Source organism: Gilvimarinus xylanilyticus, assembly GCF_024195295.1.
GTDB lineage: Bacteria > Pseudomonadota > Gammaproteobacteria > Pseudomonadales > Cellvibrionaceae > Gilvimarinus > Gilvimarinus xylanilyticus.
Window position 1 is genome coordinate 1486538 of sequence record NZ_JAMFTH010000001.1, and the last position, 23270, is coordinate 1509807.

Below are 23270 nucleotides of genomic sequence, written 5' to 3' on the forward strand. Positions count from 1 at the left end.
CTTTTTTGTTGCGGCAAAAAAGAAGGGGCGACCCGCCGCAACGAATCGCCCCAAAACCGTCGGGCCAGCCAATCGACACAGCCCTTAAAACGCGCGCATTAAAAGGCCAAACCCCGCCCTTGGCAATCAATTTATTAGGCTATTTTGCTCTATGAAAGGACTTAAAGGAGGCAAGATAATATTTTCAGTTATATGGGCTTTAGACAGACACAAAAAACCCGGCTTGCGCCGGGTTTTGCGGTGCTGACCGTTGAGAGTCTGGGCTTACAGCTTGCCAGAGTTCTCAGACAGGTAAGAGGCAACGCCAGTGGCCGATGCGTCCATACCTTTGTCACCTTCTTGCCAGCCGGCGGGGCAAACTTCGCCGTGCTCTTGGTGGAAGGCCAGAGCGTCAACCATACGCAGCATTTCGTCTACGTTACGGCCCAGTGGCAAGTCGTTAACCACCTGGTGACGCACAACACCGTCTTCGTCGATCAGGAATGAGCCGCGGAAAGCGACGCCGCCTTCAGACTCAACGTCAAACGCCTGACAAATTTCGTGCTTGGTGTCGGCAACCATGGTGTATTTAACTTCACCGATACCGCCTTCATTTACGGGGGTGTTACGCCATGCACTGTGGGTGAACTGAGAGTCGATCGATACGGCAATCACCTCAACACCGCGCTTTTGGAAAGCTTCAAAACGGTTGTCGAAAGCGATCAGCTCAGACGGGCACACAAAAGTGAAGTCCAGCGGGTAGAAGAAAATAACCGCTTTTTTGCCTTTGATGGCATCGGCCAGCTTGTACTCGTCAACGATCTCGCCGTTACCCAATACAGCCGCTGCAGTAAAATCCGGTACTTGTTTTCCTACTAATACGCCCATGTCTTAATCTCCTAAGTTTAACGGACTAAAATTTTACTCCCCGAAAAGGTGGGGCTGGATTAGGCAATTACAACCCCACCGCCCGAGAGTATGGCAAATTTGTTCAGGTGCGCCTAAACCGCCGCGAGGCCGCAGCGCACGGCACTATTAGGCATTCAACGCCTAATAGAGTGTCACTATCTTACACCCTCTATTTAGAAGGTCACATTGATTTTCTATATCAGCTCCATTGCATTTTTTTGACGCTGCCTACCTCTGCGGCAATTTGTTCACCTTACGAGCAACCTGGCTTATAACCAGACAGCGAAACCCAAACAACAATTATTCTCACAAATTATTGACATAAATTCTCATTAGCAATATTATCGCGATGTAACAATATTCACCCGAGGCTCTTCCATTCATGTACGTATGTCTTTGCAAGGGAATTACCGATACGCAGATTCAAAGTGCCGTGCACGATGGTGCGCACAGCTTGGGTAAGCTTCGCAAAAGCCTGGGTGTTGCCACTCAATGCGGTAAGTGTTCTTCTCTGACGCGCGAAATTCTGGACGAAACCCTGCAAGAAGTCCCTGAAATTGGCGGTATGCCGCAGTTTTACGCGGTCGCCTGACAACCTTATTCGGGCGCAAACCGCAATAAGAACACTTCTCTTAATCATTCAAAAATCCTTTTAGTATCAACCACTTAGCTTGACACAGATCAAGTTCGGGCCCACACTTACGGGTGTTATTTACATATGCCCGGCAATGGCGAGGAGTTGATCATGAAAGGTGATCCCAAAGTTATCTCATATCTGAACACCGTACTGGGCAACGAGTTAGTTGCCATTAATCAGTACTTTCTACACGCTCGCATGTACAAAGACTGGGGCCTGAAAGAACTGGCCGACCACGAGTACCACGAATCCATCGACGAGATGAAGCATGCCGACATGCTGGTCGAGCGTATTTTGTTTTTGGAAGGTCTGCCCAACCTGCAGGATTTGGGTAAACTATTAATTGGCGAAAACACCCAGGAGATGCTGGAATCCGACCTTAAGGTCGAACTTAAAGCCATCCCCGACCTGCGCGAAGGCATGGCTTACTGTGAGCAGGTTCAGGACTACGTCAGCCGCGACCTGCTAAAAGAGATTCTGGAGTCAGAAGAAGAACACGTTGACTGGCTGGAAACCCAATTATCACTGATCGAGAAAGTGGGTATTCAGAATTATCTGCAGTCGAAAATGGGTGGAGATGAATAACGTCTGACGCCAGATGTCGGAAGTCAGATGCAAGAGCGTTCAAAGACAGGATACCAAATCCAGCTTTTTGCGCTCTTGTCCGGCATCTGACATCAGACCTCCGACGTCAGACATTGGATCAATTCAACAACCCATATACCCCCACCGGATAAGCGCGTTTTTCGTCATCGCCATCTAGGGCGCGGATTTTTACGGACTGGCCTAAATTGGGGGCAGATTCGGTGTACAGGGTGTTGCCCGTGCCTTGGTCGAAGCTTAAGGTTCCGGGCTGGTGGAAGATATAACCAATCACATCACCCTGCTCTACGCCCACACTCACGGGAAAGTTAATTCGCTGTTCGCCCGCCTGCTCGGCACTTAGCACCGCGCTTTTCCAGATGACCAGCAACTCGTCCTGCACCGGGCGCAACACCTGAACGGTAAAGGTGCCGGGCTTAAGGAAATAAGCGCTGACGCCTGTGAGGGTGCCGGTGCCCGGCATGGGGTTCGCCAAATCAATCAGCAGCTTGGGGTCGTTGTCGATGCCACTGCGCTCTACCAGTTCGCCGCCCACGTAATCGAGCAGGTTGCTCTGCATCATAAAATCTTTCAGCTCGTCGATTTCATTTTGCACATAGCGACGCACCTGACCACGCAACTGCGATGACTCCTGCACCCGCACCGTTTTTTCGGTATCCAACACCGCCATCACCCGACTTAGCTCATCCACTTGGGCGCGAAGCTGTTGCTCTTGCGTCTCAAGGGTGGCAATTTGCGCCCGGGCACGGGCCAAATCGGCTTCGAGTTGAGCGTTTTGGTTTTCCAGTTGCTGTCGATCCGGAGGCGTCTGGCAGCCAGTTAACCATCCAAATGTCAGCACCAATGGCACCAGAGTGCGTAGTTTCATGAAATTATCTCGCGATCTTTTGCGCCAGTATAACGCTATCGCGCGGGCTTAGGGCCCACAACTTTAAAGTCGACCGAGGCCAGCGGCGTATCATTCAACAAAAGGTCGACGTGATAGCCGCCTTCGCTAAAACCTGCCACCGGACGCTCAATGCGAAAGAACTGGCGACCACTGCCCGCGCTAAGAATAACCGGCACTTGGGCAATCTGCACGCTCCGAGCCCCGTCCATCAGCACAGCCTGCAGCACGCGGGCATCGGTATCAATATTGTCATAGAATAAACCCACGTAAATCGTTCGCTCCGGGGTTAATGCCTCGGCTTGGGGTGCACTCAAATCGTCTATCGGCGTCGCCGCCACTCGCAGACGCGAAATACTCGGCAGGCTTGCCTCGCTGAGCTGGTCCAGCTCCAACCGACGCGTTAACAGCGCCTGACTTTGGGGGAAGCGATCGCGGGCGCTGGCCAACTGCAGCGAGGCTTCCTCAAGGGCGCCACCACGAATCATGCTATCAATACGCCTGATCAGGGCCTGCTGCAGCGTCGCCAGCCCCTCTTGCGCGTCGGTATTATCCGGGTTGATGGCCAACACGCTCTGATAACTGGCGAAGGCATTATCCCCCTTTGGGGCAATTAATTTGTCCGCTGCCATTTGCACGCTGGCGGCGCTAAGCAGCTGGGTTTCGGCGCTTGAAGCCTCACCCAATGCCTGATTGCCGGGCTCGTCTTGTTGTTGCACCGCCATATTCAACTGGTCTTGCGACAGGGTTAAGGCCCTATCGTCCGGCCACAGGCTCAAACCGCTTTGCACCAGCGCCGAGGCCTGAGGGTAATCCTCAATCGCCAGGGCAATACTGGCCTGGCTCCAGTAAACTGCCCGCAGCTCGGCCTCGAGCCCTTGCACCCGCTCACTGCCCGGAAAGCGCGTGACCGTCTCGCGGTATATCGCCGAGGCTGCGGCCAGATCGTCTAGCCTTAGCGGGGTGTGCGCCAGCAACTGATGTGCCCGCGCTAGACGCTCACCCAACCCATTACCCTCATCGGCATCGGGCACAGAGGAGGTTGACCCCTGGCGCTGGCTGGACGCCGATGACAAGTCCGCTACCGCGCGGGATGCCGATGTCGCTCCAAGCGTTGCACTGGCCCCGTTAGTAGTCGCCTGCGAGGGCCACCAGGGCGGCGCTTGCAAGCCATAATGCCAGTAATAGCCCGCGGCTGCGGCACTCAGCAGGAGCAAAAGCCAGAGCCAGGGTTTTGTGCCGGCCCCCTTAGGTTCCGGTGCAGCCCTGGCAATACTGTCCTCCCGACTTACGCTAAACCCATTGCCTTGGGTGGTAGTGGAAGCGCCCAGAGCGGCGGTATTTTGTGGCCCAGAGACCTGGGTAATGGCGTAGGGGCTCACCCGCGGCGGCTGCGCATCCATGGCTGCCTGTACCTGAGCGATCAGGCTTGGGCTTATGGTTTCTAGGGCAGCACTCAGCTCGCGCCCGTTTTGGTAGCGCTCGGCGGGCTTTTTGGCTAGCACCTTATCAATAATGGGCTGGAATACCTGTAAATACTCCGGCATTCGCGGAACCGGATCAGAGATTTGCTTGATACCAACGGCGACAGCAGAATCGGCGTCGAAAGGCACATAGCCGGTCAGCAGCTGGAACAGTACAACCCCCAGGCTGTACAAGTCGCTGCGTGGATCTAAAGCCGCCCCCTTGGCCTGCTCGGGGCTCATATAATGAGGCGTCCCCATGGTGGTGCCGGTTTGGGTCATGCCCGAGGCAACATCCATCGCCCGGGCAATGCCAAAGTCCATCAGTACCGCGCGGCCATCGTCGTCACGCAGCATAATATTCTCGGGCTTAACATCCCGGTGGATATATCCCTTGTCACCCGCGTAATCCAGCGCTCGGGCGATATCGTTTACCACACTGAGGGCACGGGACAGGGGCAGATGGCAGTTGTAGGCTTTCAGGTCTTGGCCGGGAATAAACTCCATCGACAAATAGTGATGACCGCGATGCAAACCCACGTCGTGAACGGTGACAATATTGGGGTGCATCAAACGCGAGACAATGCGTGCCTCGCGGGTAAAGCGCTCGCCAAAGCTTGGGGCTCTACTCAGCTGAGGCGTCATCACCTTCAGTGCGACCTCGCGCTCAAAGCTCTCCTGAATGGCCAGATATACCGTAGCCATTCCGCCCTCGCCCAAGGTTCGTATTATTTTATAACCGGGTATTTCCATCCATTAGCCCAAAACGGGAGTCTTTAAGTCTTATAAATAAACGGCCAAGCAAACAGTCTGCACTGCATCGCGCTGCGCTGTAATAGTGATATTTCAAGCGCTTAGTCACCCTGTGGTGAACCCGGCAATATTCATTTCCGGATTTAAACAGTTTCGAAATCTCGTGATTATACGCCCTATACCGGCGTAGCAGCACAATATAGGCCGGGCACAACCTTAGCAACAATACCGGCCAATCTAAATTGCTCAAAAGCCCACCAATTGCTACCATTGCGCCCCGTTATCGGGCCTGTTTGTCGCCCACTGCCCCAACTCAATTCCAGATACTTTGATTCCAGACACAAGAGACTCTCTATGACCCAGGATTTTCGCCGTGCCCCCCTGGCAGACCTTGCTCATCACGATGCCTTTATCGGCCGCCATATTGGCCCGGATGCCTCCCAAGTCCAGACCATGCTGGCGTCACTGGGGCTGGAATCTATCGATGGCCTGATTGAGCACACGGTTCCGGCGAAAATTCGCCAGGACGAAACCCTGGCGCTCGAGGCGGCCAAATCGGAAGTCGAGGCACTGGATGAACTGAAAACCCTGGCGAGCAAAAACAAACTGTTTAAAAACTTTATTGGCATGGGCTATTACGACACCCATGTGCCCCACGTTATTTTGCGTAATGTGCTGGAAAACCCCGGCTGGTACACCGCCTATACGCCCTACCAGCCTGAAATCGCCCAGGGCCGTCTGGAAGGCCTGCTGAACTTCCAGCAAATGATCATCGACCTGACTGGCATGGATCTGGCCAACGCTTCTATGCTGGATGAGGGCACTGCGGCGGCCGAGGCCATGGCCATGCTTAAACGCCAAAATAAAAAGAACCGCTCCGAGGTTTTCTTTGTCGCCGCCGACACCCACCCGCAAACCATCGCTGTGGTAAAAACCCGCGCCGAGCACTTTGGTTTTGAGGTGGTGGTGGACGAGCCCGAAAAGCTCGCAGAGACTGACTGCTTTGGCGCGCTGCTGCAATACCCGGGCACCACCGGCCAGGTGCGCGATTTAACCGAGATTATCAGCGCCGCCCACGAGCAGAAAAAGCTGGTCACCGTTGCCTCCGACCTGCTCGCCTTGGTGCTGTTAAAGTCGCCTGGTGAAATGGGCGCCGATGTTGTCATTGGCACCAATCAACGCTTCGGCGTCCCCATGGGTTTTGGCGGCCCGCACGCGGCTTTCTTTGCCTTTCGCGACGCCTACAAACGCAGCGCCCCCGGTCGTATTATCGGTGTATCGGTAGACAGCCGCGGCAAAACCGCGCTGCGCATGGCCATGCAAACCCGCGAGCAACATATCCGCCGCGAAAAGGCCAACTCCAACATCTGCACCTCTCAGGTGCTGCTGGCGGTGATGAGTGTATTTTACGCTATCTATCACGGCCCCCAAGGCCTGGCTCGTACTGCCGAGCGAGTGGCCCGTTTAACCAATCTGTTAGCCCGTGGCCTGAACACTCACGGCTTTAACCTGCTGCACGACGACTACTTCGACACCCTGTGCATCAAAGTAGGCGATGCCCAGCGCGCGATTTATCAAACGGCATTAGCCAACCAAATCAATCTGCGCCTTATCGGCGACGAGTGCATTGGCATTAGCCTGGACGAAACCACCACGTTAAACGATGTCAGCCAGTTGCTAAACGTATTTTGCGCGGGCGATCACGGGTTGGACCTGCAAGCGTTGGACGCCGAATTAAGCGGCGCCACTGAAGCTGGCCTACCAGAGACTCAACGTCGAAGCGATGCCGTTCTGACTCACCCGGTGTTTAATACCCACCAGTCGGAAACCGAAATGCTGCGCTATTTAAAGCAGCTGGAAAGCAAAGACATCGCTCTGAATCACTCCATGATTCCGCTCGGCTCTTGCACCATGAAGCTCAACGCCACCGCCGAAATGATCCCCGTCACCTGGCCGGAATTTGGCAAGCTGCACCCCTTTGCCCCCATAGAGCAGGCGCAGGGCTACGCGCAAATGTTTGCGCAGCTACAGCAAATGCTGGAGGCTTGCACCGGCTATGACGCCGTTAGCTTGCAACCCAACGCCGGCAGTCAGGGCGAGTACGCAGGCTTGGTGGCGATTAAAAAATACTTTGAAAGCAAGGGCGAATTCGAGCGAGATATCTGTTTAATTCCCGCCTCGGCCCACGGCACCAACCCCGCCTCGGCGCAAATGGTCGGCATGAAGGTTGTGGTGGTGAACTGCGACAGCAAAGGCAATGTTGACCTCGACGATCTGAATGCAAAAATCACCGAATACACCAGCCGCGTTGCCTGCATTATGGTCACCTACCCCTCCACCCACGGCGTGTTTGAAGAAGGCATTACCGAACTGTGCGCCGCGGTGCACAACGTGGGCGGCCAGGTGTATATTGACGGCGCCAACATGAACGCACTGGTGGGTGTAGCCGCGCCGGGTAAATTTGGTGGCGATGTTTCGCACCTGAACTTGCACAAAACCTTTTGTATTCCCCACGGTGGCGGCGGCCCCGGCATGGGCCCCATCGGCGTGGCAGAACACCTAAAACCTTTTTTACCCGCCCACCCGGTTCAGCCTGTACCCAATACCGATGAAGCTAACGGCACTATTTCAGCCGCCCCCTGGGGTTCGGCCAGCATTCTGCCGATTAGCTGGATGTACATTAAAATGATGGGCCGCGAAGGCATGACCCAGGCCACCAAAGTCGCCATCTTGAACGCCAACTATGTAGCGAAAAAACTGGGCGACCACTATCCCATTTTGTACAAAGGCACTGAAGGTTTTGTCGCCCACGAATGTCTGTTGGATTTGCGTCCATTGAAAGAATCCAGCGGCGTTACCGAAGAAGACATTGCCAAACGTCTAATGGACTTTGGCTTTCACGCCCCGACGATGTCTTTCCCGGTGCCCGGAACTTTGATGATCGAACCCACCGAGTCCGAAAGCCAGGAAGAGCTAGATCGTTTCGTTGAGGCGATGATCACCATACGCAAAGAGATCGCACAAATCGAAAGCGGCGAGATGGACTACAACCACAGCGCCCTGCACAATGCCCCTCACACCCAGGACGATGTGCTGGACGGCGATTGGCAGCGCCCCTACACTCGCGAGCAGGCCTCCCGCCCTGCTCCTTGGTTAAAAGCTCACAAAGTGTGGCCCAGCGTAAACCGAATCGACAATGTGTACGGAGATCGCAACCTTGTGTGCTCCTGCCCCTCGATTGACGAATATCGTGATTAAGGAATCAAGCTACACCCCAGACGTTTGCTCGTAGCTTTTAGTTACCATCGGAAAGACAAAACGGAATCACTTGTGGCTGAGCCAATACCCGGTCAGCCACAGGCCACTATAAAAACGATCACGTTAAAAAGGACTTACATGAAATCTGTAATCTCTACTCTGATACTTTTCTTAGCCTCACTCTCTTATGCTGACGATGATGCCAACCTATCGGTTGGCTGGGGGACCGATCACGGTGGTGCTGCCGGACTTAGATACGCTTTAAATCGCGGAGCCTCAAAGTACTATGGTACTGTGTCGCTTTTAGGATACAGCAGCTCCGCCGGAGCCGAGGCGGGCTACGGCGTCGGCTGGGAGCATTTGGTATCAGGCGACAAGCATGCACTGGGCGTTTTTGCGGGCACGGTTGCGGTGGATTTTAACGGCGATGAAACGGCGGTTTATCATGGGCTGGCGGGAACTTATAATTATTATTTTCGCGGCTTTAGCGAGCGCACGTTAGTCGTGGGCGGATCGATTTATGGCGGCACCACCTCGAGCAACGAACGGTTATTCGAAGATGATAAATACGGTATTAACGCTAAGTTGGCTTTTCAGTGGTAACCCCATAGGGCGACGGCGCGCTTTATAGAATACTGACTATTGGCTTTTCGCAGCGCTCGCCAACTCTGCTTCAAACATGGACTTTCCTGAATAGCACGTCCTTTGAATCAGATTAATAACCTTAGTGTTGAGGTTAAAGAATGAAATTTTCTCAGTTAAGCAGTTTCATAGGCTTGGCTATTTTGACACTGCCCCTAGGCGTGCTACACGAGGCGGTAAATCCCTCGTTACAGTATGATCCGCAGGCGATCCGCAGCGGTGAAATCTGGCGCTTATTAACCGCGCATATCGTTCACCTTAGCGCTATTCATGCGGCGCTTAATCTGGCGGCTTTAGGGTTAATGATGTACGGATTTGGGCAGAGCCGATCAACACCAAGTTTAGCGTTTTGCGCGCTGGTATCGGCGCTAACCATTAGCCTTAGTCTTTTCTTTTGGCAGCCCCAGGTAAGTTATTACGTGGGCTTGTCGGGGGTACTACACGGTTTATTTTTATTTATGTTGCTACCGCTTTGCAGTCAGAAAAGCGTGCTGGCATGGGCGGCGCTGGCGCTATTGGTGGTCAAGTTAGTTTACGAATATTGGAATCAGGTGGCGAACGCTGCCACCGAGCAATTAATTGGCGGGCCGGTGCTTACCGTTGCCCATTGGTATGGAGCGGTGAGTGGCATGCTGGCGTCGGGTTTGTGGTGCAGTTACCGAACTCTTACGCGCCAATGTTCGGCGACACGTAAAAGTGATCAGTCAAACTGAGAGAAAACTTGGTCGGGCTGAAAGCCCCGGTACTGTAAATAGCGAACCTGCTTGGCTTTTTCTTTAAGATCTTGAGGCGGTGAGGGAAATTTGCGTTTTAATACCTCGCTGGCCAACTCGGTCCAATCGGTTTCCGAGTCTTCCAATGCTTGCTCAATGCTTGCGCCGTCTATGCCCTTTTGCCGCAACTCGTGAGCGATACGCACGGGACCACGGCCGTTGCCGATTGAATTGCGAATAAACATTTCGGTAAAACGCTGATCATCCAGATAGCCAAGGTCAGTCAGCCAATCCAAAGTTTCTTCGACTATCTCAGGTTCTTCGCAGCGTTTATTGAGCTTGCGCTTAAGCTCGGTGCGGGAGTGCTCGCGGCGGGTTAGCGAGCCGAGTGCGCTATTGCGCACCCGCTCGCGTATTTTTTCGGGGCTATCGTGCTCTGCGCCCAGGCTCACGACTAAACCTCTTGCTCCTCGGAGGTTTCGGCCTCTTCAACGGGCTTAACAGCGCCCAACAGTTCGCCGCGCACGCGGCCTTCGAGTTCGGCGGCGATGTCGGGGTTTTCCTGCAAGAATTTCATCACATTGTTTTTGCCCTGACCGATTTTATCGCCATTGTAGCTGTACCAGGAGCCGGCTTTATCCACCATGCCCAGCTTAACGCCATAGTCGATAACCTCGCCCAAGCGGTTAATACCCTGGCCGTACAAAATCTGGAACTCGGTTTGTTTAAATGGCGGCGCCACCTTGTTTTTAACCACTTTAACGCGGGTTTCCGAGCCGGTAACCTCGTCGCCCTCTTTTACCGAGCCTATGCGGCGAATATCCAGGCGTACCGACGAGTAAAACTTAAGCGCGTTACCCCCGGTGGTGGTTTCGGGGCTGCCGAACATAACGCCAATTTTCATGCGAATTTGGTTAATAAAGATAACCAGGCAGTTGGCGTTTTTGATATTACCGGTAATTTTACGCAGCGCCTGAGACATCAAACGCGCCTGCAGGCCCACGTGGTGATCTCCCATTTCGCCTTCAATTTCGGCTTTGGGGGTCAGGGCCGCCACCGAGTCCACCACCAATACATCCACCGCACCCGAGCGCACCAGCATGTCGGATACTTCAAGTGCCTGCTCACCGGTATCCGGTTGCGAGATGATCAAATCATCGACATCTACCCCCAGCTTTTCGGCGTAAATGGGGTCCAGTGCGTGCTCGGCATCGATAAAGGCGCAGGTACCGCCAGCGCGCTGGGCTTCGGCAATTACCTGCAGGGTTAAGGTGGTTTTACCCGAGGACTCGGGCCCGTAGATCTCGACAATACGGCCTTTGGGCAAGCCACCAATACCCAGGGCGACGTCCAGCCCCAGAGAACCAGTAGAAATAGCGGGAATGGCCACATGCTCGCGGTCGCCCATGCGCATGACTGTGCCTTTACCAAACTGGCGTTCAATCTGGCCCAATGCCGCCTGCAGGGCCTTTTCTTTATTCGCGTCCATATGTCACCTCAACTGAAAAATCGAAAATAGGCTAATTTTTGTGCCGGTACGCACTGGTTACCAGCTTTATGGATTCAGCATACAGTAAAAACCTGTATATGAAAACAGTACTAGTAATTTATACAGTGTTTTTTATGCTTAAGGTGTGCGCACTAACCGCAGCAGCCCGCGCAGTGCCGTCACCGTGGCCTGGCGGCGAACCTGCGCCCGGTCTCCCTGGTAAACATAGCATTCACACAAGGTGGTTTCTTCTGGCCCCGCCCAGGCCAGCCAGACGGTACCTACGGGCTTTTCCGCGCTACCGCCGCCGGGGCCGGCAATGCCGCTTACCGCCACCGTCAGATCAGCGCCGCTGACGCGTTTTGCGCCCAACGCCATTTGCGCGACTACCGCTTCGCTGACGGCGCCTTCGCGCTCTATAATTTGGGGGTCTACCCCCAAAAGCGCGATTTTGGAGGAATTGGCGTAGGTGACCAGGCCGGTCTCGAACCACTCGGAGCTGCCCGCTACCTCGGTAATAGCGGCGGCAATACCGCCGCCGGTGCAGGATTCGGCGGTACTCACCCGCCAGCCGCGGGCCGCCAGGGCGGCGCCCAGCTCGCGGGCTAAATGCAATAAAGTTAAGTCGGATGCTTGGGGGTTCACCAGAGTCTCGCTATTGCTGTATCTGGCGCTACGTTAGGCATTCGCAGAAAGTTGTGCAAGTGTTTTATCGCGGCCTATTTAAAGAATAATATAGCCCGTATTAAGCGTCTTCTACTGATCTGACCATCATAATGGTCGGTTTAATAGCTCCAGTTTGACCGGTACCGACTTAAACGCGGGGGTTTTACTGCGCGGATCGTGCTCGGTGCCGATCAGCACGTTGGCCTCGGGGTAATAAGCCATTAGGCTACCGGCGGGCAGATGAAAGGGTACCACTTCAACGTCAGTCATCTTGCCGTAGGGCGAGCTTAAGGTAACCCGACTCCCCTTTTCCAGGTTCAGAGACTCGCAATCAGCGAAAGAGACCAGCACACACCAACGGTGGACGGTGCCGCGGTAGCTGTCGGACTCTTCGTAAATAATCGAGTTAAACTGCCCTTCACTGCGGATGCTGGCCAGTAAATAGGGATAATCCGGGTTTACGGCTGGGCTTAACTGATGAGTTTTAAACTCGCCTCGCAGGCTCGGGGTATTGAATACGGGCGTATGGCGTATGCGGTTACCCACCACAAACTCCTGCTTACTGGCGCCAATATCCGCTAAAGGCTCCATACCCGGGATGCTGGCAGCAATGGCCTCACGCACCTTGTCGTGCTGCTCAAACGCGGCAAAGTCCAAAGGCGAGCCGGGCAGTAATCGCGCCCCGAGCTGCGCCAGCACACTCACCTCCGAGCGCACATTGTCCAACCGGGTGATGCCGCCGTCGCTCAGGCGCACATAGTTGAACATAGACTCTTGCGTGGTACTTTGCGGCTCTTCATCCCGAGCGCATACGGGCAGAATCAACGCCTCGCTGCTTTCCATACCGTTAAAGTGGCCGCGATTTAAAGTAGTGGTTAAATAGAGTTTAAAGCCCACATTATCCAGCGCACGGCGGGCAAATTCCGTATCGGGGGTAGCGGCAAACAGATTGCCGCCCATCATCATCGCGGTTTGCATGTCGCCGGCCTCAGCGGCACGCAAGCAGGCCAAAGTGTCCATTCCCGGGTGGCGAGGCAAGCTCACCCCCATATGCTGCTCCATGGCCTTTAATACATCGTCGGCCAATACCGGTTTAACACCAATAGTACCTATGCCCTGGACATTGCTGTGACCGCGCAGGGGCAACAAGCCCGCGCCGGGTTTTCCAAGCATGCCGCGCAACATCGCCAGATTGGCAATGGCCTCAACATTGTCCACACCGTTTAAATGGTGAGTAATGCCCATACCCCAGGCAAAAATAACGTTTTCGGCGCGGGCGTAATCATCGGCTAAGGCGCGCACCTCGCGCTCGCCTAAGCCCGTCTGGGCCAACAGTTCAGCCAACTGGAGTCCGGCCAGATAATCGCGGTATTCGGCAAAACCCTGAGTATGATTTTGCACAAAGTTTTCATCGCAAGCGCCCTGCTCTACCAGTATTTTTGCCAGTGCTGTCAGTAGCGCCAAGTCCGAGCCAATACGCGGCTGCACAAACCTTGAGGCGATTTCAGTACCGCCCACCAGCATTGATTTAGGGCTTTTAGGCACTGCAAACTTCACCAAGCCCGGCTCTTTGGCGGGGTTAATCACCATGACCTTGCCGCCGCGATCGCGACAGTTTTTAAGTTGGTGGACAAACCGCGGGTGGTTGGACGCCGGGTTGGCGCCGATTACAAACACCATATCGGCCAGGGCCAAGTCTTCCAGTTGCACCGTAGCGGTACCCGTACCAATAGTGCCCTGCAAACCCACGCCCGTGGCCTGGTGACAGTAGTAAGAACAGTTGGTGACGTTGTTGCTGCCGTATAGGCGCGCCATTAACTGCAAGAGAAACCCCGCCTCATTGGACGAGCGCCCCGAGGCATAGAAAAAGCTCTGATTGGCAGGGGCGGCGTTGAAACGCTGCGCGGCTAAATCCAGCGCCTCGCTCCAGCTTAAAGGCTGATAGCGGTCGCTGCCCGCAGGCTTATAAACCGGGGTATTCAAACGCCCCATGGTTTCCAGCTCGCGATCGGTTAGTTGATTAAAGTCGTGCAGAGTGTGATCAAACAACTCGGTGGGAATAGGTGGTTGAATATCCGTGGACTGGGCCTGAATACTTTTATTGCACACGGATGGGAATTCGTCTTTTTCATTCACCATGCCACCGCGCTGCCCACCCATCCCCAGCCCACAGGCTTTGCAGGCGTTGTGGCTTTTAAGCGCTTTGGCCGAATCCAGAAGCCCGATGCGTTTAATGGTCTGGAGCGTATATAAGACCTTTTTAGGGCCGCCCCCGACGATATTTACCGGATGTTCTGTAGCCTTCACTGTAACCTCTCTAAACGGCCTGAATAATTAAAACGTTCAGTCTACGCCCAATTTATTGCAGGCAACATCCGTTAAATACCCTAACAGCGCTTAGAAGTCTTTCGCCGTATAAGGCTGATTGCGGTCGGCGGTTTCCCGGCGCACCTGGGCGATTTCCTCGGGGGTAAAGCTGTCGTCGGCTTTTACGCTATTGCCCCAGCTGTTGCGGATAAACACGGCGATAGCGGCCAGGTCTTTGTCCGAGATGTCTTCGCGCGCGGCAAAGCCCGGCATAACCGCCGCAGGGTTGTAGTAATCTGGCCCGACCCAAATAGGGCCGGTTAAACCGTGCAGTAATACCTTAGCCAAGGTTTGCTTATTGTGCAGCCACTGACTGTCCCAGAATGTGGGCCCAAGGCCCGGCATACCTTTACCGTATTCACCATGGCAGCCGGCACAGGCGCCTTTGCCGTGATACAGCTGCTTACCCTGGTCGAACAACATTTGCGCGGCCGCACTCAGCGAATCGCGATTGTTGGCATCTTGGCGTTTTTTGCCCAAGTTGGCCAAAAGTGCCTGACTTTGTTTGTCGGGATAATCTCCATCCAATTGTTTTATAAACTCGGCAGACTCACTGCCCAATCCGCTGATCACGGCCTCGCGCACATAGGGTTTGTTTAAATAGTTTTTCAGTATCCACTGGGAGAGCTCGTGCCCACCATCGATAGCCGCGACCGATATCGCCGCCTGCAGCACACGCGGATAACCTTGTTGCGCCATAGACGTCAGCAGTTTTAAGTAAGCCTTGTGGTCTGACTCAGGCAAACGTTCCCCCACGGCGGCGGCCAACATAGCAATCCGATCATCCGTTGAACGAATAAAATGCTTCACTGCTTGCAGATCAACGGCGTGCAATCCGTACAAGGTCCACAAGCCATTGGCCTGGGCGTAGGTCGTTTCACTTTGCTGTAGTTGTTTGCGTATGGCAGGTGCTACCTCTTGGGCCCCGCGTTGAACCAGTAACCGGCGGGCAGTATCCCGGTGCCAGGCGTTGGGGTGTTTTATAAAAGGCACCAATAGTTCAGCGTTTAGCGAGCTTAAATCGGGCGCTTTATTAAGCGGTGCTTTGGGCCAGTGCAGGCGATAAATGCGGCCCATGGTATTGTTGTGTTTATCCAACTCACGACTTTTGATTTGCTCGGCCAAATAACTGGTTAAAAAGTCTTTGTGCTGCAAAATACCCTGGTACATATCCACGATATAAACACTGCCGTCGGGCGCGTTATATAAACCAACCGGGCGAAAACGCTCGTCAGTACTGGTTAGCAGCTCGCCGGGGGCGAACAGTGCTTCGCCGCTCAGCTTGCCCTCACCTTCAATAATTGTGCGGGCACTGATTAAGTTGGCCGCAGGCTCGGGGGTTAAACCCAGCCCATAAAATTGCGCCGGAAAATTATCGCCGCGATACACCAAACTGGCACTGGCGGCGGTAAAGTTAACCAGCTTGCCTCTGTCTTTACCCTCGCGAACCAATACGCCTTCCATATAGCCGCGATTGACCCCAGGGGTCATACGCGCCGGGTACACGCGATTATCGCCGATACTGTGGGCGGGCATATCGGGCCAGAAACCGGGATTTTTCAAAAGAGCGCCCGGCCGGAAGTATTCGCCGTGAATAGGCGAGCTGTTGCCATTGTGATACAGCCGACCAAAATCATCCTGGGTAATCCCCCACTGGCCGCGGTAATCGGTATTGCTCCGTACCAGTTTCCAGTATTGGTTGCGGTAAATCTCGTCGGCGCCATCGGGGATAGTCGCATCATGGGCAAGCGTCAGGTAGCGCTGATCACTTTTGGCGTTGTAGTACCAGCCATCCATTCCATAGAGCATGCCATTGGGCTTGTGCTCCACACTGCCTTTTGCCGCGTAGGTGGCGTCCACCATGTCGTGAGCGCCCAGCGCAATCTTGCCATCTTTGTGCTTTATCTCGGCAAAATACAGCGATTGATGATCGGCGTAGAAGAGTCCGCCCTCCACCACACTAATGGTGCGCGGCAGCATCACATTATCAATGAGCACCTGACGGCTATCCACCCGGCCATCGCCATCGGTGTCTTGCAAAACGGCGATATTCCCCTCGGGTTTCATCTCGCCCTTGCCTTGAATATCCGGCATATAGGTGGTCATTTCGGCCACCCAGATTCGGCCCGCCGCATCAAAAGCCAACGCCACCGGACTGAACACCTGGGGTTCGCTGGCAACCAACTGCACCGCAAAACCTGGTTGAACCTGTAAGCTTTGCAGGCCCTGCTCGGGGTTTAATACAGGCGCCGGCGGGATCTCACTTTTGGGAATCACGTCATTCATTTGATGACCAGCGCGATCCCCTTGAAAGGTCTGCGCGTGGGCCACAGTGGCGAGGCTTAACAGCAAAGCAGGAAACAGCAGTCTTTTCATGGTTAAAGCTCACGCACATAAATATTGCGGAATTTAACCGTATTGCGGGTATCGCCCCGCTCGGCAAAGCTGGTACTGCCATGGTGTTGAATACCAATATGCCCCTCAGACAAGTGCGTGTCTTTTACGTGAGTGGTTAGTACATCATTTACCCAAATTTTTATCTCGGGCCCTTGGGCGCGAACTTTATAGTGGTTCCACTGGCCGTTTTTAAACGCCGCGGATTTCTCATCGCTCCACTGGGGCGAGTAATTTTCTTTAAAATGCTCGCCCGGATTTGAGCGCTCATCGTGCAGCGGAAACAACCATTGCCGCTCGGTGGCCTGTTCGTACAAACCGCCGCTCCAGCGTCGATCACTGGGGTCTACTTCGGCCTGGTAGCCAAAGGCATATTGACTGTTAATATCGTCTGAGTACTTGGTTTGGGCGCGGAAAATAATGCCGGAGTTGACATACTCATCATCCAGCTGAGGCACTAAGACTTCCAGCTCTAGCTCAAAGTCGCGGTAGCGTTTCTTGGTTAGAAAAAACCAATTGGCGGTGGATAATAAGTGAATTTCATTGCCCAGCCAGTGGGCCTCGCCAAAGCTGGACACGTTCATCCACAAGGTGGAATCGGCACCAATATCGATCGGTTTGTCGGCCGCTTTAACCGCAGCACTGAGAAAGGCACAAACCAAAGCCGTCAAAACTATTCTTATCATTTTACTTTCCTTGCTAATTTATAAAGCCGGTTCAGGCTACCCCAAACCGGCTTTACAGACCACCAACATGAACAAAAATTAACCTTTACAAACACCGGGCTCCGGCGCGAGCCTGACAGTGGTAGATAGCGGGATCTTTGTCATAGTGCTCGCGATATTGGGAGTTAACCTCGGCCTCGATTGCGGCCGCTTTGCTTTGCGGTACCAAGGCCACCACACAGCCACCAAAGCCGCCGCCGGTCATTCGCACACCGCCGTCAAGTTCGAGCATTGCATCTACAGTCTCGACAATAAAATCAATGGCGGGCACGGTATTCTCAAAATCATCGCGCATAGAGATATGCGACTCGTGCATGGTTTGGTAGACCACCGCCATATCATTATTTTTAAGGGCCTGGGCGCAGCGCTGGGTGCGTTCATTTTCGCTCAGCACATGGCGGGCTCGGCGATACGCCAACTCGTCCAATTGATTGCGCTGCGACTCCAGAGTTTGCAGGTTCGTTTCTCGCAATGTGGCAACGCCTAACGTTTTTGCCGCACGCTCACAGTCGGCGCGGCGGTCGTTGTACTCACTGCCCACCAGGTTGCGCTCGACTCGCGAATCGATAATCATAATATCCAGGTGCTCAGGGATGGGAACTAAATCAAACAATAGATCGCGACAATCCAGCAACAGTGCGTGCCCTTCTTGTCCGCCTGCCGAAGCCAGCTGGTCCATAATGCCGCAACTGCAACCGGCGTAATCGTTTTCGGCGCTCTGCGCCACCCGTGCGACATCACTGACCGACAATCCCAAACCGTTAAGCTCACTCAGCGCCTTGGCAAAAGCCACCGACAAGGACGCCGACGAGCTGAGCCCCGCACCGCGCGGCACATTGCCTTCGACATAAATATCCAGCCCGCCAAGGGTGTGCCCCTGTTGCAGCAAAATCGCGCTGACCCCACGCAGATAATTCGACCACAGACAGCCCGGGTCAGTCACAATATTATCGCCCAGCTGCCACTCGTTTATGTCGTTATCAAAGTTGCCGGCACACACTCTGATAACCGCATCATCGCGACGCGCAACGGCCATATACGTGCCAAACTCGAGCGCACAGGGAAACACAAAACCGTCGTTGTAATCGGTATGTTCGCCGATCAGATTAACCCGCCCAGGGGCGAAAAAAATATTGCTCGCCGAACGCTGAAAATGCGTGCTAAAACGTGCGGCTATAGAATCTTTGATTGTCATTATTGGTTTTCCAGGTAGTGCTGAATGCTACAGGCTCGCAGTCGTTCGGCGGCCTGCTCGGGGGTAATGTCGCGCTGCGCCTCGGCCAACATCTCATACCCCACCATAAATTTTTTAACACTGGCACTGCGTAAAAGCGGCGGAAAAAAGCTCGCGTGCAGCTGCCAGTGATCATTGGCATCGCCACTAAAAGGCGCGGCGCGCCATCCCATAGAGTAGGGAAAACTGCACTGAAATAAATTATCGTATCGCGTTAGGGCGCGTTTAAGAATGCGGGCCAAGTTTTTTTGCTGCACCGGGCTAACATCGGCAAAGCTTTTCGCCGCAAAACGCGGCAGCAGTAGCACCTCGAACGGCCAGCAAGCCCAAAATGGCACGAGTACCGCCCAATCGTCGTTTAGCTCGACAATGCGCTCGGCGTTTTCCACTTCACGCTCAACATAGTCCAACAATAAATTACTATCGTTGCGCTGAAAGTAATCGCGCAAGTTGCGGTCTATTTTTTCTGCCTCGGTGGGCAGTGAATTTTGCGCCCAAACCTGGCCGTGGGGATGCGGGTTAGAACATCCCATGACAGAGCCTTTATTCTCAAATACCTGTACCCATTGGTAGCGCTGGCCCAGCTCGTTCATTTGCTCGCGCCAGGTATCGATGACTCCGCCGATATCCGCCTCCGACAGCTGCGGCAGGCTTTTACTGTGATCCGGTGAAAAACAAATTACCCGAGCCTCACCTTTGGCTGACTGGTAGCGAAACAGTTCGTCATCTGAGCTATCGTTGTCGTTATCAGCCTGCAGGGCCGGAAAATCGTTTGGAAACACAAAGGTGCCGGTGTAGTTGGGATTTACATCGCCGGTAATACGGGTATTGCCGGGGCACAAATAACATTTCTCATCGTAGCTGACGCTGTGATTGGTTTGCGGCGCCTCTTGCTGGCCCTGCCAGGGCCGTTTACCGCGATGGGGAGAAACCAAAATCCACTCACCCAACAATGGATTATAGCGGCGGTGGCTTTTATCATTTAATACCGTCATAACTGTCTCAATATTTTTGTTTAACCCGGGCGGTAGCCATTGGGGTTTTGACTTTGCCAGCGCCAGGTGTCTTGCATCATGCGCTCAATACCAAACTCGGCTTTCCAGCCCAGCTCCTGCTGGGCCAAATCAGTCTTGGCATAGCAGCGGGCAATATCGCCGGCGCGCCGCGGCGCGACTTTATAGGGAATTTCTTTACCGCAAGCTTTGGCAAAGGCATCTACCACCTCAAGCACCGAGTAGCCATTGCCAGTGCCCAGGTTATAAACCCGGCAGCCAGAACTTTGCGTAAGCTGCTTTTGCAAAGCGGCCACATGGCCGCGGGCTAAATCCACCACGTGGATATAATCACGCACTCCGGTGCCATCGGCGGTATTGTAATCGTCGCCAAACACTTGTAGCGCGGGCAGTTTACCCACCGCCACCTGAGCAATATAGGGGACCAGGTTGTTGGGAATTCCCAGGGGATCTTCTCCAATTAAACCGGATTCATGGGCCCCAACAGGATTGAAATAGCGCAGTAGCGTAGTATTCCATTGGGCATCCGGCGCGCGGGACATATCCCGCAGAATTTCTTCCACCATTAATTTAGTGCGGCCGTAGGGGTTGGTGGCACTGATCGGAAAGCTTTCATCGATAGGCACACTGGCCGGGTCGCCGTAGACTGTAGCCGAGGAGCTAAAAATCACCTTCCACACATCGTGCGCCGCCATTGCCTCAAATAAAGTCAGCGAACCGGCGACGTTATTTTGATAGTAAGACAAGGGGATAGTGCTCGATTCACCCACTGCTTTGAGGCCCGCAAAGTGCATGACTGCATCCACGCTGCAATTGTGGAAGACTTCATCCAGCGCCGCGCGATCGCGAATATCCACTAGGTGCAACTCGGGCCGCGTGCCTGTAATTGTCTCTACCCGGTCCATCACCTCGCGGTTGCTGTTGCACAGATTATCCACCACCACTGGCGTAAAACCCGCGTTAATCAACTCCACACAGACGTGACTGCCGATATAACCGGCGCCGCCGGTTACCAGAACATTTCCATTTGTAGCCATAAAAGCTCCACATTGTACACAGAACAACCAAACCAAAAATTTAGCTCGCCGGAATTATACCCGTTTAAATCCGTACTGCGGACAAAGGGTTACAAACCTTGATTGAACAATCAAACCGCTCAAAAACTCCGAATATGATCGCTTGCGGTAAGATTCACCGCCGGCATCAACCACAGTGAGACCATTTCATTTTGCGCAAACTTTTGAGTAACGGAATGATTGACGTAAAATAGGCCGCCTTATTCACCGGACCTCGACAAAGACGTTTTATATGCCAGCCAAAACCGACTCATCCAGCCACACCCCGATGATGCATCGGCGGCCGCCCCAATAAAATCAATAACTTACTGATTTTTCAGAGAAAACCTACACTTTCACCTACACTTTTTTATTTGCATGGCGCTGAAATTTCAGTGTATTTCATGCTATTTCACATTCTTCATTTTGCCGATTTGCCAAGTAAGGATCGGATGATTCTGAGGTCGGCAAGTTGCCAGATTGCACGAAAAGTAAGCGGGTTTGGCCCGATAGAGTGAAGTCTCAGCTACAATTTTCAGATAGTGAATTGGACGGTTTAGAATCTTGCCCACCAATCACTCAAAAAGCAGCAGGCCAAATATTACGATTTCAGAAAGTTTTCCAACTCATTCAGCTGCTGCGCATAAGCTTCTGGATTACTTTTCTTGAATTTTTCCAGGTTAAGGAGCTTCCATTTCACCGAGGGAAATTTTTGATAGTCGTAGATTGACCAATCCGGCCTTAAGCGATTAAGGCTCAACAAAAAGGTTTTATCCTCTTCGTTCAAACTACCCCTGACCACGTCGATGAGCTGGAGTCTCGTGGCCTCGTAGTCGTCGTAGCTAAACTCAATCTCGCTCATGCCTTGGAATTGACTTTCAAAAGCCGCACGCTGATCCTGCAGGTTTGGAACAAGCATTTCGTGGGTCGGGCGATTACTGCTCACTAATCCCAGAATAAACCCTTGCTTGATCTCTTCAGTAAGGGCTTTATTGTCTAGCCCCTCATTTTCGAACAAGAGCTTCACATCAAATAAATCTCTCGGATGCTGTCTATCAAGTGCAGCGCATAATTTTCCGCCATATAGCTGTGCCAACGGCACCAACGGCATGCTACAAAACGCATCGAACTGCTCTTGGGCAGACTCGCAAAGGGGCGCTCTATTTGGCTCGCCTAGCAAGCCCCGCCCTACCATATTCACCTCAATTTTAATAAGTACACCGCGCTCATCAAGCTGTAGCTTACAGACATTTTCTTTATGCTGAGCTCGTATTGATGGACGCAGTGCCTCGATACGCGATTTAATCCTTAGCAAGGCCGAATTAATGCCTTCCAGCGTTTCATTACGCTCGGCAATTTCAACATAGGTTAAGTCGATATCGACTGACAGCCTCGGCATATTTCGCACAAAAAGGTTGATTGCCGTACCACCATGCATGGCAAAACACGCCTCTTTGGCAACCTCGGGCAAGACATCCAGCAAGAGCCCCACTTGCCTTTTATAGGCTTCATTCATTTATGTTCACCAGCTCTTTGGGTACGGTTATCTGATACTTCGAAACATAAACACCGTCATTCACGATAGCGCGCTTGCCGGAGCCCAAGTCGATCTTATCCAAGTTGATATGGCTTAGCCATTCATGGCCCGCCTTATCCGCCAAATACAAAAACAAGCGCTTTACCTTTACGGAAGTACAGCCTTCCAGCAGGGTCTGAACGCTGGCTGGCCGTAGATTGTTTAGCCCTTCCATCAACTCAAACACTTCCAAAAGCGGTTGAGACTTAGGAGCCAGGTATAAGCACTCCATGATGGCTCGAGCGGGGCTTGATACCTTTACCTTGAAACTCTTGTGCCCTATTTCGACCAAGCCAATATCAGGCGATAGAAACGACGTCAGTTTACAAGCCACGCTCACGCCCCAATCCCGCTTTTTAAACCACAGCGGCAAACTGTCTTCGGTACCACCAAATAGCTGTACAGACTTGGTAGCCAGCTCTAAATAATGTGCCTTGCCCTGTATGGAGAGCGCCGTTTTGGCGGCTGGATGTATGGAGAGACCTAGCTGGGCCTGTAAGGCATAGATGCCGCCCAAATAGTCCACCTGGTCACCATGGCGTATAAGTGCCCCGGTACCGATAGAGTCAAACCACAGGCTGCGCTTATAGCGCTTCTGCAAATCGAGGCTATAACCCTGATCAGCAAGCCACGCCGAAGAGAGCACGACGCCCAAAGGCTGAGTGCTAAGCAAATGGTTTAATTTTGACTCGTTTTCGGTACTCATAGTACCAAATTAGCCCACTTTTTAAACCAGATCAACCAAAAGGTTTATATTTATCATTTTTTGGGTACTTTAAGTACCTAAATGGAGGATTTTTTAAACCAAGAGCGGCTTTGCCGCCTCATATACCACCATTGTGACCAACGGGATCAATGGTACTTTTGGGGCTCAGCCTTGGCGACAACAGGAAGCAAGACGAGCGAAG

At 53.2% G+C, this 23270-nt stretch carries 19 protein-coding genes; 5 read left to right on the forward strand and 14 right to left on the reverse strand.

Features of this window, described 5'->3' with window-relative positions:
* Nucleotides 1–264 precede the first annotated feature (264 nt).
* Nucleotides 265–867: a peroxiredoxin gene (locus M6D89_RS06485; protein ID WP_253967206.1), complete on the reverse strand. Its 603-nt coding sequence runs from the start codon at nt 865–867 to the stop codon at nt 265–267.
* Between the two features lie 403 nt (nt 868–1270).
* Between M6D89_RS06485 and M6D89_RS06490 the strand changes: the two genes are divergently transcribed.
* Complete coding sequence (locus tag M6D89_RS06490; protein ID WP_253967207.1) at nt 1271–1480, forward strand: bacterioferritin-associated ferredoxin; 210 nt, start codon at nt 1271–1273, stop codon at nt 1478–1480.
* A gap of 153 nt (nt 1481–1633) precedes the next feature.
* Nucleotides 1634–2110 carry a bacterioferritin gene (gene bfr, locus M6D89_RS06495; RefSeq protein ID WP_253967208.1) on the forward strand — a complete coding sequence of 159 codons (477 nt, stop codon included), beginning with the start codon at nt 1634–1636 and terminating at the stop codon, nt 2108–2110.
* 118 nt (nt 2111–2228) lie between these two features.
* Here the strand turns inward: bfr and M6D89_RS06500 are convergent, their stop codons facing one another.
* Entirely contained in the window at nt 2229–2996 is a 768-nt protein-coding gene (locus tag M6D89_RS06500) for a hypothetical protein (protein WP_253967209.1), read from the reverse strand.
* A 35-nt stretch (nt 2997–3031) separates the two neighbouring features.
* Nucleotides 3032–5230, reverse strand: coding sequence for a serine/threonine-protein kinase (locus tag M6D89_RS06505; protein ID WP_256504457.1), 2199 nt, complete (start codon nt 5228–5230; stop codon nt 3032–3034).
* 354 nt (nt 5231–5584) lie between these two features.
* Between M6D89_RS06505 and gcvP the strand changes: the two genes are divergently transcribed.
* From gcvP to rrtA, 3 genes are all read left to right on the forward strand, one after another.
* A complete protein-coding gene (gcvP, locus tag M6D89_RS06510) occupies nt 5585–8488 on the forward strand; it encodes an aminomethyl-transferring glycine dehydrogenase (RefSeq protein WP_253967211.1) in 2904 nt (967 codons plus the stop codon).
* A 138-nt stretch (nt 8489–8626) separates the two neighbouring features.
* Nucleotides 8627–9091, forward strand: coding sequence for a hypothetical protein (locus M6D89_RS06515; RefSeq protein ID WP_253967212.1), 465 nt, complete (start codon nt 8627–8629; stop codon nt 9089–9091).
* Between the two features lie 140 nt (nt 9092–9231).
* On the forward strand, nt 9232–9843 hold the full coding sequence (gene rrtA / locus M6D89_RS06520) for a rhombosortase (RefSeq protein ID WP_253967213.1): 612 nt from the start codon (nt 9232–9234) through the stop codon (nt 9841–9843).
* Here the strand turns inward: rrtA and M6D89_RS06525 are convergent.
* The 11 genes from M6D89_RS06525 to M6D89_RS06575 form a co-directional block, all read right to left on the reverse strand.
* Nucleotides 9831–10295 (reverse strand): regulatory protein RecX, encoded by a 465-nt coding sequence (locus M6D89_RS06525; RefSeq protein ID WP_253967214.1) that lies wholly within the window; start codon nt 10293–10295, stop codon nt 9831–9833. The two genes, rrtA and M6D89_RS06525, sit on opposite strands and share 13 nt — an antisense overlap.
* A gap of 2 nt (nt 10296–10297) precedes the next feature.
* Nucleotides 10298–11332, reverse strand: a complete 1035-nt coding sequence (gene recA / locus M6D89_RS06530; RefSeq protein ID WP_253967215.1) for a recombinase RecA — start codon at nt 11330–11332, stop codon at nt 10298–10300.
* A gap of 138 nt (nt 11333–11470) precedes the next feature.
* Nucleotides 11471–11977: a CinA family protein gene (locus tag M6D89_RS06535; protein ID WP_253967216.1), complete on the reverse strand. Its 507-nt coding sequence runs from the start codon at nt 11975–11977 to the stop codon at nt 11471–11473.
* 126 nt (nt 11978–12103) lie between these two features.
* Nucleotides 12104–14305: an FdhF/YdeP family oxidoreductase gene (locus M6D89_RS06540; protein WP_253967217.1), complete on the reverse strand. Its 2202-nt coding sequence runs from the start codon at nt 14303–14305 to the stop codon at nt 12104–12106.
* A gap of 90 nt (nt 14306–14395) precedes the next feature.
* The gene (locus tag M6D89_RS06545; protein ID WP_253967218.1) at nt 14396–16741 is read right to left on the reverse strand and encodes a PVC-type heme-binding CxxCH protein; all 2346 of its coding nucleotides are present in this window, start codon (nt 16739–16741) and stop codon (nt 14396–14398) included.
* 2 nt (nt 16742–16743) lie between these two features.
* Nucleotides 16744–17445: a 3-keto-disaccharide hydrolase gene (locus tag M6D89_RS06550; RefSeq protein WP_253967219.1), complete on the reverse strand. Its 702-nt coding sequence runs from the start codon at nt 17443–17445 to the stop codon at nt 16744–16746.
* Between the two features lie 85 nt (nt 17446–17530).
* Nucleotides 17531–18679, reverse strand: a complete 1149-nt coding sequence (galK, locus tag M6D89_RS06555) for a galactokinase (RefSeq protein ID WP_253967220.1) — start codon at nt 18677–18679, stop codon at nt 17531–17533.
* On the reverse strand, nt 18679–19713 hold the full coding sequence (locus M6D89_RS06560; RefSeq protein ID WP_253967221.1) for a UDP-glucose--hexose-1-phosphate uridylyltransferase: 1035 nt from the start codon (nt 19711–19713) through the stop codon (nt 18679–18681). Before M6D89_RS06560 ends, galK begins: the two co-directional genes overlap by 1 nt.
* Nucleotides 19714–19733: 20 nt before the next feature.
* Nucleotides 19734–20768: a UDP-glucose 4-epimerase GalE gene (galE, locus tag M6D89_RS06565; RefSeq protein WP_253967222.1), complete on the reverse strand. Its 1035-nt coding sequence runs from the start codon at nt 20766–20768 to the stop codon at nt 19734–19736.
* Nucleotides 20769–21387: 619 nt separating this feature from the next.
* Entirely contained in the window at nt 21388–22302 is a 915-nt protein-coding gene (locus M6D89_RS06570; RefSeq protein WP_253967223.1) for a nucleotidyl transferase AbiEii/AbiGii toxin family protein, read from the reverse strand.
* On the reverse strand, nt 22295–23068 hold the full coding sequence (locus M6D89_RS06575; protein WP_256504460.1) for a type IV toxin-antitoxin system AbiEi family antitoxin: 774 nt from the start codon (nt 23066–23068) through the stop codon (nt 22295–22297). The genes M6D89_RS06570 and M6D89_RS06575 overlap by 8 nt, the downstream gene beginning before the upstream one ends.
* Nucleotides 23069–23270: the final 202 nt, after the last annotated feature.